Origin of the sequence: Frankia sp. AgB1.9 (assembly GCF_016786355.1) — a bacterium.
Taxonomy (GTDB): Bacteria; Actinomycetota; Actinomycetes; order Frankiales; family Frankiaceae; genus Pseudofrankia.
This window is the reverse complement of the sequence record NZ_JADWYX010000073.1, coordinates 29,639-45,616: the sequence shown is the minus strand read 5'-3', so window position 1 is coordinate 45,616 and position 15,978 is coordinate 29,639. Positions and strand designations below refer to the sequence as shown.

Genomic DNA, 15,978 nt, shown 5'->3' with positions numbered 1-15,978 from the left:
GGGCGGGGGGGCGCGGCGAGGTGTATAAGAGACAGGAGCAGCGCCGACTTGCCGACGCCGGCCACGCCGCTGACCAGGACCACGCCGGCCTCCAGCGCCGAACCGCCGGCGGACGGGTCGTCCGCCACGCCACGGGCCGCGCAACGGGCCAGCAGCTCCGCCAGGAGACCCAGCTCCTCGTCGCGGCCGACGAGACCGTCGTCCAGCGGTTGGCCCGACTCGGCCCTGCCCAGCTCGGCCCGGACCGGCGCGTCCGGTGGCCGGGCCAGGATCTCAGCTCGCAGCGCGAGCGCCTCGGGGCTGGGGCCGACGCCCAGCTCGCGGCGCAGCGCCCGGTCCATCCGCTCGAACTCGCGCAGCGCCGCGTGCCGCTCGCCCCGGCCGGCCTGGCCGCGGATCAGCGCCAGGTACGCCTCCTCGTCGGCCGGGTCCTCGGCGAGCAGCTCCTCCCAGCGGCCGGCGGCGCGCAGCAGCCGGGCGTACAGCAGCCGCAGCCGGTCCCGCTCATCCTGCGTCCACTGCTCGTACAGGTCGTCGGGCAGCAGCTGGCCACCGTAGGCGTCGGCGGCCGTGGCGGCTCCCAGCGGGTCTGCGGCCGGTTGCGCCGTCTCGTCACCGCCGTCCTGGCGCAGGGCCCGTTCGGCGAGGTCACGGAAGGCCCGGGCGTCGACGGTCACGTCCCGGTCGGGGCACAGCGCGAAGGTGTCGCCGCGCAGCTGGATCGCGTCCGGGCCGCCCAGTGCCCGGCGGGCGTAGTGGGTCGCCTTGTGCAGCCGGGGCGCCGCCTCGTCGACCGGGAGGCCTGGCCACAGCGTCGCCAGGACCTGCTCGCGGTGCAGCCGCCGGTCGGGCGCCAGGGCGAGCAGCTTCACCAGCGCGGCCGCGTGCCGGCGCCGCCATGCCTGCGCGGGAACGGGCACGCAGGCGGCGGGTTCCGGCTGGCGCGGCCCACCCGCCTTCGCGGCCCGGCCGGGGGCGACGGGCGGGCGGCAGAGCAGTACCTGAAAGCCGCCGAGCATCCGAATCCGAACCGCCGGGGGTGCGACGGCAACCGAACCCGAAGCCGAAATCGCCCGAGCCAACTCCATGACTTGATTGTCGGCGGTCCTCCCTGCCTTCGACCCGCGCCGAAGGGGCGGGCCCAGTCGCCTTCGCGACATCAACTGCCCAGGTCAGCGCCGCGGCGCCGCGGGCCCGGGCGGCCGGCGCCGGGTCGCGCGGCCGTCGTGGCCAGCACTTTTCCAAGGCGTCTTCCCCAGGTCTTCCCCGGCCGGCGCCGTGGCCTTCCCGGGGCAGGCCGGGCGCCAGCCCGCACGAGGAAGTGCGCGGGAAGTGCCGGTTCCTAGCGTCTGCGCCGTGCCGCTTCGCCAGTAGGGCCGGAGCGAACCCGAACGAGAGGCCACGTCCATGACGTCCTTTCCCACCGTCAACCACGTCGCCGTCACGGTGAGCGACCTCGCGACCAGCGTTCCCTGGTACAGCCGGCTGTTCGGCACCGACCCGGTGCTCGACGAGGACACGGGGCCGTTTCACCACGTCGTCTTCGCCCTGGCCGGCGGTCAGCAGCTGTTCGGGCTGCACTACTTCCCGGGCAACGCCTGGGCGGGCGAGTTCAGCCCGCGGCGGGTCGGCCTCGACCACGTCTCCTTCGGCTGTCTCAACCGCGCCGAGCTGACCGCCTGTCGGGACCGCCTCGACGGGCTGGACATCAAGCACGGCGAGATCGTCGACTCGCACTACGGATCAGGCCTGGCGTTCAAGGACCCGGACGGCATCGCGCTGGAGTTCTTCGCCCCGCCGTCGGCGTAACCGGGCAGCAGCGGACAGGTGGGCCACGTGGCGCGCGCGAGTTCGGCGCGTCGGCGGACCTAGCGTCGTGAGCTGGGCATTCCGCCCGGACACGTCGACGCCGCCGGGGGCCAGGCCGCCGGTGGCTGCTAGGGGGGACCGTGATCTTGTCACTGGCCGACGCGCGGCGGGTCATCGCGGCGGGCGAGCGGCGGGCGCACCAGCTCGGCCAGCCGATGAACATCGCCGTCGTCGACCGGGACGGCAACCTGGTCTCCCACGTGCGCATGGACGGGGCGTGGACCGGCAGCGTCGACGTGTCCATCCGCAAGGCCGTCGACGCGTGCCGGACCGTGCCTCGGGTAGCCAGTGGCCGGGTGTTCGACCTCGCGGCCACCGGCGCTCGCTGGGACTCCCCCAACGGTGGCCCGCGCCAGGACGACGCCCGGCCTGGTGCCAGGCGGGACGGCGGTCCGCCCGCGGCCGGCGGCGTCCCGCTGCTGCGCGACGACGCCGTCGTCGGCGCCGTCGGCGTCAGCGGCGGCTCGCCCACCCAGGACCATGCCGTCGCCCAGGCCGCCGTCGCCGCGCTGTGACCCGCCGCCGGCGCCGCACCTGACCTGCCGCCGGCGCCGCACCTGACCTGCTGGCTCCCTGGCTCAGGTCAGCGCGGCGCGGCGGGCGAACAGTTCCTCGGCGGCGGCCTGGGCACGGGAGCGGATCGCGGCCTCGTCGGCCGTGAGGAGCCTCCCGCCGGCGAGCAGCCGGCGGCCGGCGGCCCAGACGCTGTCGACGTCCTGGCCCGACGAGGAGAAGACGAGGTGCGCGGCCACGTTGGCGTCGGCACCCGACAGCAGCGGCGTCGTGTGCAGCTTGCGCAGGTCGACCATGATGACGTCGGCGCGCTTGCCGGGTTCGAGGCTGCCGGTGAGCTCGCCGAGGCCGAGGCACCGGGCGCCCTCGATCGTCGCCATCGCGAGGATGTCCCACGGGTCGCCCGCGGTTGGGTCGAGCCCGACCAGCTTCTGCAGCAGCGACGCGATCTTCGCCTCCTCCAGGATGTCGAGGTTGTTGTTTTCCTTTTCCCCGTCGCTGCCGATGCCGACGGTGACACCGGCGGCCCACAGCTTCGGCACCGGCGCCGGCCCGGACGCGAGCTTCATGTTCGACGCGGGGCAGTGCGCGACCCGGGTGCCGGTCGCGGCGAGCAGGTCGATCTCGGCGTCGTCGAGCCAGACACAGTGCGCGACGACGGCACGGCCGCCGTCCAGCGCGCCGCGTCGGGCGATCTCCGCCAGCGGCCGGTGCCCGTACCGGCGCAGCGACTCCTCGACCTCCCAGCGGCTCTCGCTGGAATGCACATGCAGGCCTGTGTCGTACTCGGCGGCGAGCGCGGACGCGTCGGCGAAGGCGCGCTCGGTGCAGTAGAAGAGGTGCTCCAGCCCGACCCAGGAGCGGACCCGGCCGTCGTAAGACTCCCGGTGCTTCGCCAGCAGCGCGCGGGTCGAGTCGATCGACTCGAAGTAGTCGTAACCGGTCTCGTCGGCCACGTACGGGACAAGAGTCGCCCGGATGCCGAGCTCGCCGGCCACCCGCGCCGAGCCGTCCAGGAACCGCCACATGTCCATGACCGACGTCGTGCCCGACCGCAGCGCCTCGGCGTAGCACAGCCAGCTCGCGGCCTCGGCGATCTCGGGGGTGAGCGCCCGGTGCGCGGGATCGACGTAGGTCTGCAACCAGTCGAAGAGGGCGAGCCCTTCCGCGGTCCCGCGCAGCAGGCCGGAGTGCAGATGGCAGTTGTGCAGGCCTGGGAGCACCGCGAAGCCGGTCGCGTCGATCACCTCGACGTCCGGGCCGGCGGCCCGCGGGTCGGCGTCGAGCTCCTCCACGGTCCCGACGGCGACGATCTCGACCCCGTCGAACAGCACCGACCCGGGCTGCAACAGCCGCCGCCGACGCTCCGGCGCCATCGGCAGCACAACCCCGCCCCGCAGCAACGTCCCCATGACGCCTCATTCAGCCGAGCCGGCGGGGCCCCGGCAAGCCCTCGGGGGCCTACTGCGTCGAACGCCACCCCCGCGACCTGCCCGGAAACGTCCCTTGGAGAGGATTGCCGGATGACCTCGAACCGGCGGGCCGCACGGATACACCGATCCGCCCTCCTGCTGGCCGCGTCCGCCGTGCTGAGCGTCGCGACCGCGGGCTGCGGCTCCTCCGGCCCGGCACCCCAGGCCGTCGCGCCCTGCCCGCTGCTCACCCCCGCGGAGATCAGCGCCGCCGTGGGCTCGACCTTCGGTCCCGGCAAGGCACAGGTCTCCGTCAGCAACTCGAAGACCCTCGGCTGCTGGTTCACCTCGCCGAAGGGCTACGCCAGTCTGTGGAGCTGGCGCGGCGCCGGGCCGGGCGCGAGGTCGGCCCCCAGCTGCGACAGAAAGCTCGAACAGGCCGACGGCACCGGGTATCGCGCCCTCGTCTGCACGAACGGCGCGAACATCCAGACCGTCTACGTCTACAAGGGCAACTACTACCTGAGCCTGGAGATCGGCGCCGACGCCCGACCGGGCGCGGCCCGGACCCTCGGCAGGCTGGCCGCGACTCGCCTGCCCTGACGCACCGGCGGGCCGATGATCCGTAGTCTGTGATGATCCGTAGTCTGTGGGGAAACGGTCCCTGACCGCGAGCGTGAAGGGGGCAGGTCGTGACACGCCGGTTCAACACGTCGGGGCCGTGCCTGCCCGACCTGCATTACATGATCCCGGCTCTCACCCGCCTGCCAGCGGCTCCGGCACTGGTGGACGAGTCCGAGTACTTCGTCGTCCACGCGCCCCGGCAGACGGGCAAGACAACCGCACTGCGAGCGCTCGCCACCGAGCTGACGGCGAGCGGCAGGTACGCGGCGCTGCACTTCTCCTGCGAACTGGCGGAAAGCACGGGAGACGACTATGCGGCGGCGCAGCGCGCGATCCTTTCTGAGATCGAGGAACGCTCCGACACCGCGTTGCCACTCGAACTGAAGCCGCCGCGCTGGCCCGATGGTCCCGACGAGAGCATGCTGCGCCGCGGGCTCACCGCGTGGGCCAAGGCCTGTCCGCGTCCGTTGGTGCTGTTCTTCGATGAGATCGATGCCATCCAGGGGCAAAGCCTGATCAACGTGCTCCGCCAGCTTCGCGCGGGTTTCACCGAAAGGCCGAACGCTTTCCCCGCCTCAGTAATCCTCTGTGGCCTACGGGACGTCCGCGACTATAAAGCCGCCTCCGGCGGCGACCCGAGCCGGCTCGGCACCGCCAGCCCGTTCAACGTCAAGGTGGAGTCGCTGCGGCTGGGCGACTTCACCGAGGACGAGGTGCACAGCCTTTATGGCCAGCACACCGCGGACACCGGCCAGGAGTTCACCCCCGATGCCCTGAGCCGGGCCTTCGAGCTGACCGCCGGACAGCCCTGGCTGGTCAACGCGCTGGCCCGGGAGGTCGTCCGCAACATGGCCGTGCCGGTGGACGTGCCCATCACCACCGCCCATCTGGACCGGGCCAAGGAACGGCTCATCCTGGCGCGGGCGACCCATCTGGACTCGCTCGTCGACAAGCTCACGGAGCCCCGGGTCCGCCGGGTCATCGAGCCGATGCTCGCCGGTGAGCTGACGAAGGTCGATCCGTACGACGACGATCTCAGCTATGTCCGCGACCTCGGCCTGATCAAACAGACCGACCCCGTCCAGGTCGCGAACCCGATCTACCGGGAAGTCATTCCACGGGTGCTCGCCGCCGGGGTGCAGGCGAATGTGACGGCGAGCCCGAGCTCGTTCGTCCGGGCCGACGGCCGGCTCGACTTTCGCGCGATCCTCGAGTCGTTCGCCGGCTTCTGGCGCGAGAACGGCGACATGCTCGCCGCGGCCCAGCTGTACCGCGAGGCCGCTCCCCACCTGATCCTGATGGCCTTCCTGCAGCGGGTCGTGAATGGCGGGGGCTATGTGGACCGCGAGTACGGCGTCGGCCGCGGCCGGGTAGACCTGCTCGTGCGCTGGCCCTACACCGACGCCGACCGCAACGCGGCCCTGCAGCGCGAGGCCCTGGAGATCAAGGTTCACCGCCCCGACAAGGGTGACCCCACCCGCGACGGCATCGGCCAGCTCGACGCCTACCTCGACGCCCTCGGCCTCGACACCGGCACCCTCGTCATCTTCGACCGCCGCCCAACCGCCGCCCCCATCGCCCAGCGCACCCAGTTCGGCATCGTCACCACTCCCCGGGGCCGCCCCGTCACGCTGCTGCGCGCCTGATTGCGTCCCCCGCGACCGGCCCACGACGTCCGGAGGCTCCCAACTCCCGGTGTAAAGATGGTCGAGATCGCGGTGGAGCGGATTTCGGCGGGGCTGGCGTACCGGATCGACGAAATACGGCGGCACAAAGCTCGGATGACCGTCGGAGCCCATCACCACGACCCATTCACCCCGATGGACCACCCTGTGATGGAAAGGGCACAACAGCACGGTGTTACCGAGGTTGGTATCACCGCGAGCAGCCCATGGAACGATGTGATGGGCGTCCGCCCAGGCCGCAGGCTTCGGGCATTGCGGGAAGGCACACCCGCCATCCCGCGCGACCAGCGCTCGGCGTAGCCAGGGCGGCACGATGCGACGGGTGCGGCCAAGCTCCAGAGGCATACCTTCCTTGGAGAGCAGGATGTGGGTCAGGTCCGCGTCGCAGCCGAGCCGTTCGAGCGCGGCACGGGAAAGCGGCATCCCGTAGCCCGTAGCGGCCGGCGCGCCGCCCGGCCGGCCCAGCAACCCGTCGACCGTCGTGATGACAGTGAGATGCGGACGGGTCCCCCGAGACAGCGGCAGCGTGCCCGTGGCCAGGACTCGATCGATGATCTCGACCAGGGCGTCCGCTCGCAGCTGGGGAACCGTCCGGCGGTCCTCCGGGCTCTCGCCGAGCGGGCGAGGCTTGGCGAGTGGTTCAAGCGCGGCGCGCATCGCCGCCGCGGCTTCGGCGTCCAGCGTTCCGGTGACGCGGGTGGTTCCGTCGGGCTGGTCGGTGAGGTGCAGTTCGCGGCGGCGGGCCTGGTCGCCGTCGTCTCCGGGGTCGCTGCCTGGAGGGTGAAGCTCGTCGCGGATGCGGGCACGAATGGTCTTGCCGAGAATGGCGAGCTGACCCGCGTCGAGAACCTCGGCCTGGGCCAATAGGAAAGTCTCGACCCAGTCGCGCTGTTCGGTCGGGGTGTCGGGAGGCAGGGAGTTCAGCGCGGCGACGATGGCGTCCGCCTGGCCATGGCTGATCACGGCGCTGGTCAGGGCGGCGCCGACCCGGGGATACGTCGTGTCGAGGTCGCGGGCCAGGCCAACGGTGCGGCGAGCCTCCGCGGCCCGCAGCTTCAGTTGCTGGCGCAGGAGATCCTCGACGGTGGGCAGATACTCGTCGCCGAACACCGGGCGCAGGTCTCGCCCGTGTATCTCGCGGACCGCGGCCAGTTTTAACGCGGCCAGCAGCCGTGAGGCCCGTTCGGCGCTGTCCAGGACCGCCAGCACCTCGCTTTCAGTCAACGCCCACAGGTTCGCGCCGGTCAGTTTCTCCAGAGCGACACCCACGTCATCCAACTCGGCGAGCGTGTGGTGTCGCGGACTCCTCGCTCCTATCGACATGCCCCAACGAAATCACGGTGTCGAACAACCGTCCAACCCGCGTTACCCACAACTCCCTGGACACTATTTGACGAATCCCGAGAAAGATGCCTCGTCGGATCGGCAGATTACGACAGCCATGAGAAAGCAATCTTTCTGGCAAGCGGTAAGCACCAGGATTCAGAGAACCGACCTCCAGAGCCGGAAGACGGCGCATCACAGCCCACCTGAACGCCACGCAGACCCCATCACGGCAAGCCCTGCGCGCCCGGGGCGCGGACAGGCGTGCGCCACCGCCACCCCACGCACCAGCGGCACCAGCACAGGCAGGCACCCGCACTGGCACTGGCACTGGCACTGGCACTGGCGAGCCTGATCGCCTCCGCACAGAGATTTCTCAGCCATCTCCAAGGGTTGAGGCTCACCCTGGAGAGGTAGGCAACCGTTGCACGCGCACCGATGCCCGACAGGCCCGACTGGGCCCGGCGGGCCTGGGGCGGGGACGGTCCGCGAGCAGCCGACGGAGGGACAGTCCATGGCATCGCGCGACGCGGCGGCCCGGCCGTCCCGGGAGGACGGCCTGCGCCGGACGGGACGAGTGACGACCGGCGTGGTCGTCGCCAGTGCCGCCGCCGTGGTCACGTTCGGTCTCCTCGCCCACGAGCACAGTGCCGCCGCAGCCAGCACCTCCAGCAGCGACGACCAGACGGGCAGCGGAACCGGGACGACGTCCCAGGACGGGACGCTCCTCGACAACAGCGGCGGCTCCGGCCTGGTCTCGGGCGACAACGGCTCCGGCGGCGCCTTTCACGGCCAGACGGGCGGCAGCTGACATGCCCGACCGAACGCCGCGCCCCGCCCCGGTCGAGGTCGACCCTGAGCCCAGGCTCCAGCCCGAGCCGGCCTCGGCCGAGTGGTCGGTCTGGAGCACGAAGGCCCGCCTCGTCGTCACCGACCCGGCGACGCTCGACGAGGCGCACCGGATCGTCGTCGACCAGCTCGCGGCGGTGGACGCGGCCGCCAGCCGGTTCCGGGACGACTCGGAGGTCAGCCGGCTCGCGGCGGCCGGCGGTGAGCCGCGCCGGGTCAGCCCGGTGCTCGCCGAGCTGATCGGCGTCGCACTGACCGCGGCCGCGTCGACCAACGGGGATGTCGACCCGACGCTCGGCGGCCCGCTCGCCGCGCTCGGCTACGACCGGGACATCGCCCTGATCCCCGTCGACCGCCGCCGCCCGGCCCATCGCCGCCGCCGGGACCACCCAGACGAGCCGGGCGAGAGCGCGACAGCCGGCCTGGCGGTCCGGCGCGGGCCGGCGTGGCGGCGGATCACGCTCGACGGTGACCAGGTCACCGTCCCGGCGGGCATCCAGCTGGACCTGGGCGCGACCGCGAAGGCACACACCGCCGACCGCTGCGCCGCCCTCGTCGCCGACCGGCTCGGCACCGGCGCGTTGGTCAGCCTGGGGGGCGACCTGGCTACCGCGGGGGCGCCGCCCGCCGGTGGGTGGCGGGTGCACGTCCAGGACCGGCCGGGCGAGCCGGCCGGCTCGGTGACGCTCGCCGCCGGCGGCGCGCTGGCCACGTCGAGCACGATCGGCCGGCGCTGGCGGCGTGAGGGCCGCGTCCTGCACCACATCCTCGACCCGCGTACCTGCCGGCCCGCGCCGGTCGTCTGGCGGACGGTCACCGTCGCCGCGACCAGCTGCCTGGCCGCGAACACGGCGACGACCGCCGCGCTGGTCCGGGGCCGGGGCGCCGTCGGCTGGCTGACCGCGCTCGGCCTGCCGGCCCGGCTGGTCGGCGCGGACGGCGCGGTCGTCACCGTCAACGGCTGGCCCGACGACGACCCGACGCCGACCGACTGGCTGCGCACCGGCCCGCTGGCGCTGTCGCGCTCCGAGGCGGCCCGATGAGCCAGAACGTCCTCTGGTACACCGCTCGCGGTACCGGGCTGACGCTCCTGCTGGTGCTGACGTTGACGCTCGTGCTCGGGATCGTGGCCAGGAAGGGTCAGCCGGCGGCGGGGCTGCCGGGCTTCGCGCTCGCGGCCGTGCACCGCAACGCGAGCCTGCTGGCGCTGGCCCTGCTGGTGATCCACGTGACCACGCTGGTGCTCGACCCGCTGGCCCACATCGCGGTGATCGACACGGTGGTGCCCTTCGCCGCCGGGTACCGGCCGCTGTGGGTCGGGCTCGGGACCTGCGCCGCCGACCTGCTGCTCGCGGTGGTCATCAGCAGCCTGCTGCGCCAGCGGATCGGCGTGCGGGTCTGGCGCGGCGTCCACTGGGCCGCCTACGCCGCCTGGCCGGTGGCGTTCATCCACTCGCTCGGGGCTGGCACCGACGTCGGCACCTGGTGGCAGCTCACCGTCGCGGTGGTCTGTTCGCTCGCGGTCGTGCTCGCCGTCGGCTGGCGCTGCTCGGCGTCCTTCCAGGCCGACCGGGCCGGGGCCGCCCGGCCAGCCGCGACCGTCCCGGCCCAGCCGATGCCCCGCCCGCTCGGCCAGCTCTACCAGCCGACGGTGCCCCGGCCGAACGCCGCGGGCCCCGCCGGCGGGGAGCTGGCCCGATGACCACCCCGACCGAATCCGGCCCGGCTCCGGCGACAGCGTTGTCGCCGGAGCCGGGAAACGGCGGTCGGCTGCTCGCCGCGGGCGCGGCGAGTCTCGCCGAGCACGTGGCCCGGCTCGGACCGGTCCCCTACCGCGGCCGGCCGGCACAGCTGGTGGACGAACTGCGCGCCGCCGGCCTGACAGGCCGGGGCGGGGCCGGCTTCCCGATGTGGCGCAAGCTCGCCGCCGCGCTCGGTCCCGACGCCGCCGGCGGGCCGGACGCCGCGGGCGGCCAGGCGTGGAGCGGGCCGGCGAGCGTCGTCGCGAACGCGGCCGAGAGCGAGCCGGAGAGCGCCAAGGACGCCTGGCTGCTCACGCGCGCGCCGCACCTGGTGCTCGACGGCCTGGCGCTGGTCGCCGAAGCGGTCTCCGCCGCCGACGCCTACGTGTACGTGAAGGCCGGCCCCGCGGCGGAGGCGGTCGGCCGGGCGCTGGCGGAACGTCGCGCCGCCCGCGTCGACCAGCGGCCGGCCGAGGTCAGGCTGGCACCGCCGGGCGTGTTCGTCGCCGGCGAGGCCTCCGCCGCCGCGGCGGTCGTCGACGGCGGTGCGGCGAAACCGTTCCCCCAGTTCGTGCCGCTCGCCGCGCAGGCACCCCGTGGCGCCGGCCGCCAGGGCCGGTTGCGCAGGTCGCTGGTCGTCTGCAACGCCGAGACGCTGGCCCACCTGGCGCTGCTGGCCCGCCACGGCGCGGCCTGGTTCCGGGAGCGCGGCACCGTCGATGAGCCGGGCACGATGCTCGTCACGGTCGGCGGGGCTGTCGTGTCCCCCGGGCTGGTCGAGGTGCCGATCGGCGCGACGCTCGCCGAGGTCGTCGGGCGCGCCGGTGGCGCGGCCGAGCGGCCGGGCGCGATCCGGGTCGGCGGGTACGGCGGTTCCTGGCTGTCGGCGGACCGGACACCCGACGTGCCGTTGTCCCGCGCGGGACTCGCCGCCTGGGACGCCGCCCCGGGGCCCGGACTCGTCCACGTGCTGCCGGCGCGGGCCTGCGGCCTGGCGGAGACCGCCCGCCTCGCCGGCTACCTGGCCGCACAGAGCGCCGGCCAGTGCGGCCCGTGCCGCGCTGGGCTGCCGGAGCTGGCCGCGGCCGCCGGGCAGCTGGCCGGCGGCGGTGGCCTGACCGGCTCCTGGGCACGGCAGGCGGCCGAGGTCGCCGAGCTCGTCGACGGCCGTGGCGCCTGCCGCCACCCCGACGGCGCGGCCCGGCTGGTCCGCTCCGCGCTGCGCGTGTTCGCCGCCGACCTGCACGCCCACGCCGCCGGCCGCTGCGCCGGCTCCGGCGGCTGATCTCTCCCGTTCGGAAAGGACCGACCATGCAGTCAGCCTCCTCTCGCACGTCCGGGCCCAGCCTGGTGCCGACCGGGTGGATGCTCGGCGTGGACTGGTCCGTGTGCGACGGCCGCGGCTGGTGCGTCGAGCTGCTGCCCGAGCTGCTGGTCCAGGACCGCTGGGGTTACCCGCTTGCCCAGTCCGACGCCGAGCGGGCCGTGGCCGCCCGCGACGGGGCGCGCGGCACCGGCCGGCCGGCCCGCGAGATCCCGGTCCCCGACGACCTGGCTCCGCACGCGCAGCGCGCCGTCGAGACCTGCCCCCGGCTGGCACTACGCCTGCGTCGCGCGTCCTAGCCTCGAGTGCCTTGCTTTAAGTTCTAACGCGATATATCGTGAGCGTGTCGCTGGAAGACCGGCCCGCTCTGATGGGCCACGGCCGGATGGCCGGCGGCACCCGCGGTCCGGCGTCCCGGTCGCGCTGACGGCCCACCGGCCGCCCGCCACCCGGCGCCCACCGCACACCTTCATCAAGCGCGCCTGGCGCGCACCTCATCAAGGAGAAACCTCATGAAGTCCCACCACCACAGATCAGCTCCGGATGGATCCGGCGCTGACCCACGGCTGCACCACGGCCCGTTCCGCCGGCACGGCCACTGGCACGGGCACCACCCGGGTCCGGGCATGGGCCCGGTTCCAGGCGACCTGGGCCCGATTCCCGGCCCGCCCCCCATGGGCCCCGGCCCCGGTGCCGGTCCCTGGGGGCCCGGTCCCTGGGGACCGCGGCTGCGGGCCGGCCACCGCGGCGGCGGAGGCGGCCGCGGCCGCGCCGGTCGCGGCGACGTACGCGCCGCCGTCCTGTTGCTGCTGGCCGACGGCCCGCGGCACGGCTACCAGCTGATGCAGGCGATCGCGGAGCGCACCGGCGGCGCCTGGCAGCCCAGCCCCGGCGCGGTCTACCCGACGATCAGCCAGCTCGAGGACGAGGGCCTGGTCACGGTCACGGCCGACGGCGGACGCCGGCTGGTCACGATCACCGAGGCCGGGCAGGCCCACCTCGCCAAGAACCGGGACACGATCGGCGACCCGTTCGCGGCGTTCACCGCCAGGGCCGGCCGTGCCGGCGGCGTCGACCTGCTCGGCGCCGTTCAGGAGCTGTCCGGTGCCGTCTGGCAGGTGGCCCGAGCCGGCGACGCGGGCCAGACCGCCGCCGCGCACAAGGTGCTCACCGACGCCCGACGTGCCCTCTACCTGCTGCTCGCCGGCGAGCCGTCCGACGCCGCCGGGACCGACGCCACCGGGACCGGAGCCGCTGCGGCCGAGGCCCCCGCCGCAGCGCAGGAGCCACCGGCGAACGAGACCCCGGCCGAGTAGTCGCCAGCCGGCTCGGCCGCTCGGCCGGGCCGGCCCGGTGGCTTCCGGGCCGGCGACCCGAGAACCATCAAGGCCGTATAAAGGACACCATGACCTCCGCCGGGCCCATACCTCTCCTGATCGTTGGCGCCGGCGGACTGTCGCGGGAGGCGGCCGAGGCCGCCCGCGCGTCCGGCGATCACCACGTCGTCGGCTTCCTGGATGACAACCCGTCGCTTTGGGGCGCGCCGATCGGCGGCGCCCAGGTGCTCGGCGGGATGGACCGGGTCGCCCAGTACCCGCGGGCCCGGCTGTTGCTCGGCCCGGGAACCGGCCGCTCGCGCGCGGTGCTGCGCCACCGGCTGGAGGAGATGGGGGTGACGGGCGACCGGTACACCAGCGTGATCCACCCGCGGGCCGTGATCCCGCCGTCGTGCGCGGTCGGCCAGGGCTCGATCCTGCTCGCCGGCGCGGTGCTGACCGCGGACGTCACCCTCGGGCAGCACGTCGTGGTGATGCCGAACGTCGTGCTCACCCACGATGTCGTCGTCGAGGACTACGCGACCGTGTGCGCCAACGCGTCACTGGCCGGCAGCGTGCGGGTCCGGGCCGGGTCCTACATCGGCCAGAACTGCACGATCCGCGAGGGCCTGACGATCGGCGCCTGGTCGCTGGTCGGGATGGGCGCGGCCGTGACCCGGGACGTCGGCGACGCGGAGGTCTGGGCCGGAGTGCCGGCCGAGCTGATCCGCCCGTCCGCCGGGCCGCCACCGGTCTGGACCGGGCCCGCGCCGGCCCGGGCCAGGGGCCGCTACGCGTTGCCCGGCCCGCCGAGCCGGGGTGTGTGACGCGGCGCGGACCGCCGATCTCGCGCGCAGCATTTCGCTACCCAACGCATTGAAACAATGACTCTGAGCGAAGCGTTGGGCCGCGAGAGGAATGCGTTCCGCTAGGTGCCGGCGGTGTCGCCTTTGGCTACCACAGCACCCGGCAGCGGGGTTATCGGATTCTTGACCAAGCACGGGCCCGGGGGACGTTCGCCCCGCCGATCGGCGCAGGTAGAGTCTCGACAGGGCCTAGGAGTCGTGGTCCGTGGCGCGCGGGAGGGAGCCGGCCTTGGAAGCATTGGGGCCGAACGACCCGACGACCGTTGGTAACTATCAACTCGCGGCCGTATTGGGCAGCGGCGGTATGGGACGAGTCTATCTGGCCTTCTCGCCGAGCGGGCGCCGGGTAGCGATCAAGATTATCCGCCCTGATCTCGTCCAGCAACGACACATCCGGCTGCGGTTCGCCCGCGAGGTAGCAGCTTCCCGGGCCGTGAACGGTTTCTTCGCGGCGGGTGTCATCGACGCCGATCTGGAAGCCAATCCGCCCTGGCTCGCCACCGCCTTCATTCCGGGCCCGTCTCTCAACGCCGCCGTCCGTGACGCCGGGTCGCTTCCGGTCGCGTCGGTGCGTGCCCTCGGGGCCGCTCTGGCGGAGGCCCTTTCGGCCGTCCATTCCGCCGGCCTGATCCATCGGGACCTCAAGCCGGCGAACGTGCTGCTGGCCCCCGACGGTCCCCGGCTGATCGATTTCGGAATATCGGCGCTCGAGGACTCCGGATCGCTCACTCATGCCGGCGCGGTTATGGGCTCGCCCGGCTACATGTCGCCGGAACAGATAAACGGCGAGACGGTGACAACGTCCACCGACATCTTCGCGTTCGGCGCGGTCCTCACGTTCGCGGTCACCGGAACCGGTCCGTTCGGGGTCGGTTCGCTGCCGTCGATGCTCTATCGCAGCGTGCACAACCCGCCGGACCTCACCAAGGTCCCGGACGAGCTGCGTCCCCTGCTGGCTCGCTGCCTGGACAAGGACCCGGCGCGGCGGCCCGATCTGAACACCATTCTGCGGGAGCTGACCGGGGGCCGGCCCGCCGCCGACATGTTCCCGCCGGGCTGGCTGCCCGCCGCCCTCTCGAAGACGCCGATCCCGACCGGGCCTATGCCGATACAGCCGGTAGGGCCGACGCCGACGCCGATCGGCACGACGCCCGTCCCGATGCCCTGGCTGGAGGACAGCCCGGTCCCGGTGGCGGCACGCGAGTCCCGCCGGACGCCGAACGAGGCCACCAGGGAACTGACCATCCCGTCCACGCCGCCGGTGCGGACCAGCGGGCTGCCGACCCAGCTGGCGTCGGTGCCGTCCGTGCCCTCCCTGGGCCGCACCACTCCCGAGCCGGCCGCCGAGCCGGCCCGGCAGGGGCCGAGCCGCCGCCTGCTCCTGGGCGGGGCGATCGGCGTCGTCGCGGCCGCCGCGGCCGGGACCACCGCCTGGCGCCTGCTCGACGACGGCGGCGGCCAGCCGGCTGCAGCCGCGAGCCCGCCCGGGACCGTCCGCTGGCGTCTCTCCACGACGGGCACCGTGCTGGGCCGTCCCCGGATCGCCGGTCACCTGGTGTACGCGGGCAGCAACGACGGAACCCTGTACGCGGCCCAGATCTCCAGCGGCAAGCAGGTCTGGAAGTTCACCACCGGTGGCGCGATCGGATCCACCCCGCTGGCCCTCGGCGGAATCGTCTACCTCGGCGGCGACGACGGCTACCTGTACGCCTTCGACGCCGCGACCGGCCGCACGCGCTGGAAATACCACACCGACGGGATCGTGCACTCCCCCGTCGCCGGCGGGGGTCTGGCGTACGTCGGCAGCGCCGACGCCCACCTTTACGCCCTGGACGCGACCAGCGGCGCGTTCCGGTGGAAGTTCTCGGCCCAGAACGACACCCATTCACCGGCCCTGGCCGGCGAGACCGTGTACGTCGGGAGCAGCGACACCAACCTGTACGCCGTGGACGCCTTCTCGGGAAACCCGCGCTGGGCGTTCCCCACCAAGGGCGCGGTCTCCGGCCAGCCCGCGGTGCTGGGGGGAATCGTCTACTTCGGCAGCACCGACGGAAGCCTGTACGCGGCCGACGCGGGCTCCGGGAAACAGGTCTGGCAGTTCGACGGCGCGTCCGTCGGCGCCGGTCCGGCCCTGGCGAACGGCACGGTCTACGTCGGCGGCGCCGAGCGCAGCCTGTACGCGCTCAACGCCACGACCGGCAAGAAGGTGTGGACCTTCCCCGCCTCGGGGGACGTCGGCGCACCGGTCGTGGTGGACGGGACCGTCTACTTCGGCACCGGCGACGCCAACCTCTACGCGGTGGACGCCGCGACCGGCGCCCAGCGAGGGAAGTTCGCCGCCGCCAGTGGCGTGCACTCGGTCGCGGTCGCCGACGGCACCGCGTACTTCGGGACCGACGACAACAACCTGAACGCGGTCAGCGTCCGCTGAAAAGGGGGAGGACGCTTGGCGGTC

General features: G+C 73.6%; 15 protein-coding genes and 1 pseudogene. 13 read left to right on the top strand and 3 right to left on the bottom strand.

Annotated features, from left to right (window positions below):
* Nucleotides 1-1,019 (bottom strand): BTAD domain-containing putative transcriptional regulator (locus I6A60_RS26025; protein WP_305038814.1); only part of this gene is annotated, 1,019 nt, incomplete at its 3' end.
* Between the two features lie 388 nt (nucleotides 1,020-1,407).
* On the opposite strand from I6A60_RS26025, the gene I6A60_RS26020 reads away from it, so the two are divergent.
* Together I6A60_RS26020 and I6A60_RS26015 are read left to right on the top strand one after the other, a co-directional pair.
* Entirely contained in the window at nucleotides 1,408-1,809 is a 402-nt protein-coding gene (locus I6A60_RS26020; protein ID WP_203021242.1) for a VOC family protein, read from the top strand.
* Nucleotides 1,810-1,952: 143 nt separating this feature from the next.
* Nucleotides 1,953-2,384, top strand: a complete 432-nt coding sequence (locus I6A60_RS26015; RefSeq protein ID WP_374113399.1) for a heme-binding protein — start codon at nucleotides 1,953-1,955, stop codon at nucleotides 2,382-2,384.
* Between the two features lie 63 nt (nucleotides 2,385-2,447).
* Here the strand turns inward: I6A60_RS26015 and I6A60_RS26010 are convergent, their stop codons facing one another.
* Complete coding sequence (locus I6A60_RS26010; protein WP_203055719.1) at nucleotides 2,448-3,794, bottom strand: amidohydrolase; 1,347 nt, start codon at nucleotides 3,792-3,794, stop codon at nucleotides 2,448-2,450.
* A 111-nt stretch (nucleotides 3,795-3,905) separates the two neighbouring features.
* On the opposite strand from I6A60_RS26010, the gene I6A60_RS26005 reads away from it, so the two are divergent.
* The 3 genes from I6A60_RS26005 to I6A60_RS42020 all read left to right on the top strand — a co-directional run bounded on the left by I6A60_RS26005 (nucleotide 3,906) and on the right by I6A60_RS42020 (nucleotide 6,403).
* Nucleotides 3,906-4,397, top strand: a complete 492-nt coding sequence (locus tag I6A60_RS26005) for a hypothetical protein (RefSeq protein WP_203023831.1) — start codon at nucleotides 3,906-3,908, stop codon at nucleotides 4,395-4,397.
* An 89-nt stretch (nucleotides 4,398-4,486) separates the two neighbouring features.
* The gene (locus I6A60_RS26000; protein WP_203023830.1) at nucleotides 4,487-6,064 is read left to right on the top strand and encodes an ATP-binding protein; all 1,578 of its coding nucleotides are present in this window, start codon (nucleotides 4,487-4,489) and stop codon (nucleotides 6,062-6,064) included.
* A gap of 57 nt (nucleotides 6,065-6,121) precedes the next feature.
* Nucleotides 6,122-6,403, top strand: a complete 282-nt coding sequence (locus I6A60_RS42020; protein ID WP_238436256.1) for a hypothetical protein — start codon at nucleotides 6,122-6,124, stop codon at nucleotides 6,401-6,403.
* 33 nt (nucleotides 6,404-6,436) lie between these two features.
* On the opposite strand, the pseudogene I6A60_RS25995 reads toward I6A60_RS42020, so the two are convergent.
* Nucleotides 6,437-7,426, bottom strand: a pseudogene (locus I6A60_RS25995) (DUF222 domain-containing protein); the annotation flags it as partial.
* Nucleotides 7,427-7,940: 514 nt separating this feature from the next.
* On the opposite strand from I6A60_RS25995, the gene I6A60_RS25990 reads away from it, so the two are divergent.
* The 8 genes from I6A60_RS25990 to I6A60_RS25955 all read left to right on the top strand — a co-directional run bounded on the left by I6A60_RS25990 (nucleotide 7,941) and on the right by I6A60_RS25955 (nucleotide 15,954).
* On the top strand, nucleotides 7,941-8,237 hold the full coding sequence (locus I6A60_RS25990) for a hypothetical protein (RefSeq protein WP_203023829.1): 297 nt from the start codon (nucleotides 7,941-7,943) through the stop codon (nucleotides 8,235-8,237).
* 1 nt (nucleotide 8,238) lies between these two features.
* Nucleotides 8,239-9,318: an FAD:protein FMN transferase gene (locus tag I6A60_RS25985; RefSeq protein WP_203042438.1), complete on the top strand. Its 1,080-nt coding sequence runs from the start codon at nucleotides 8,239-8,241 to the stop codon at nucleotides 9,316-9,318.
* Nucleotides 9,315-9,977 carry a ferric reductase-like transmembrane domain-containing protein gene (locus I6A60_RS25980; protein ID WP_203023827.1) on the top strand — a complete coding sequence of 221 codons (663 nt, stop codon included), beginning with the start codon at nucleotides 9,315-9,317 and terminating at the stop codon, nucleotides 9,975-9,977. Before I6A60_RS25985 ends, I6A60_RS25980 begins: the two co-directional genes overlap by 4 nt.
* Nucleotides 9,974-11,302, top strand: coding sequence for an NADH-ubiquinone oxidoreductase-F iron-sulfur binding region domain-containing protein (locus I6A60_RS25975; protein WP_203055718.1), 1,329 nt, complete (start codon nucleotides 9,974-9,976; stop codon nucleotides 11,300-11,302). Before I6A60_RS25980 ends, I6A60_RS25975 begins: the two co-directional genes overlap by 4 nt.
* Before the next feature lie 26 nt (nucleotides 11,303-11,328).
* Nucleotides 11,329-11,640, top strand: a complete 312-nt coding sequence (locus tag I6A60_RS25970; RefSeq protein ID WP_203024425.1) for a ferredoxin — start codon at nucleotides 11,329-11,331, stop codon at nucleotides 11,638-11,640.
* Between the two features lie 213 nt (nucleotides 11,641-11,853).
* Nucleotides 11,854-12,657 carry a PadR family transcriptional regulator gene (locus I6A60_RS25965; protein ID WP_203024424.1) on the top strand — a complete coding sequence of 268 codons (804 nt, stop codon included), beginning with the start codon at nucleotides 11,854-11,856 and terminating at the stop codon, nucleotides 12,655-12,657.
* A gap of 89 nt (nucleotides 12,658-12,746) precedes the next feature.
* Nucleotides 12,747-13,484 (top strand): NeuD/PglB/VioB family sugar acetyltransferase, encoded by a 738-nt coding sequence (locus tag I6A60_RS25960; RefSeq protein ID WP_203024423.1) that lies wholly within the window; start codon nucleotides 12,747-12,749, stop codon nucleotides 13,482-13,484.
* Nucleotides 13,485-13,728: 244 nt separating this feature from the next.
* Nucleotides 13,729-15,954 (top strand): serine/threonine-protein kinase, encoded by a 2,226-nt coding sequence (locus I6A60_RS25955; RefSeq protein ID WP_307873875.1) that lies wholly within the window; start codon nucleotides 13,729-13,731, stop codon nucleotides 15,952-15,954.
* Nucleotides 15,955-15,978 lie beyond the last annotated feature (24 nt).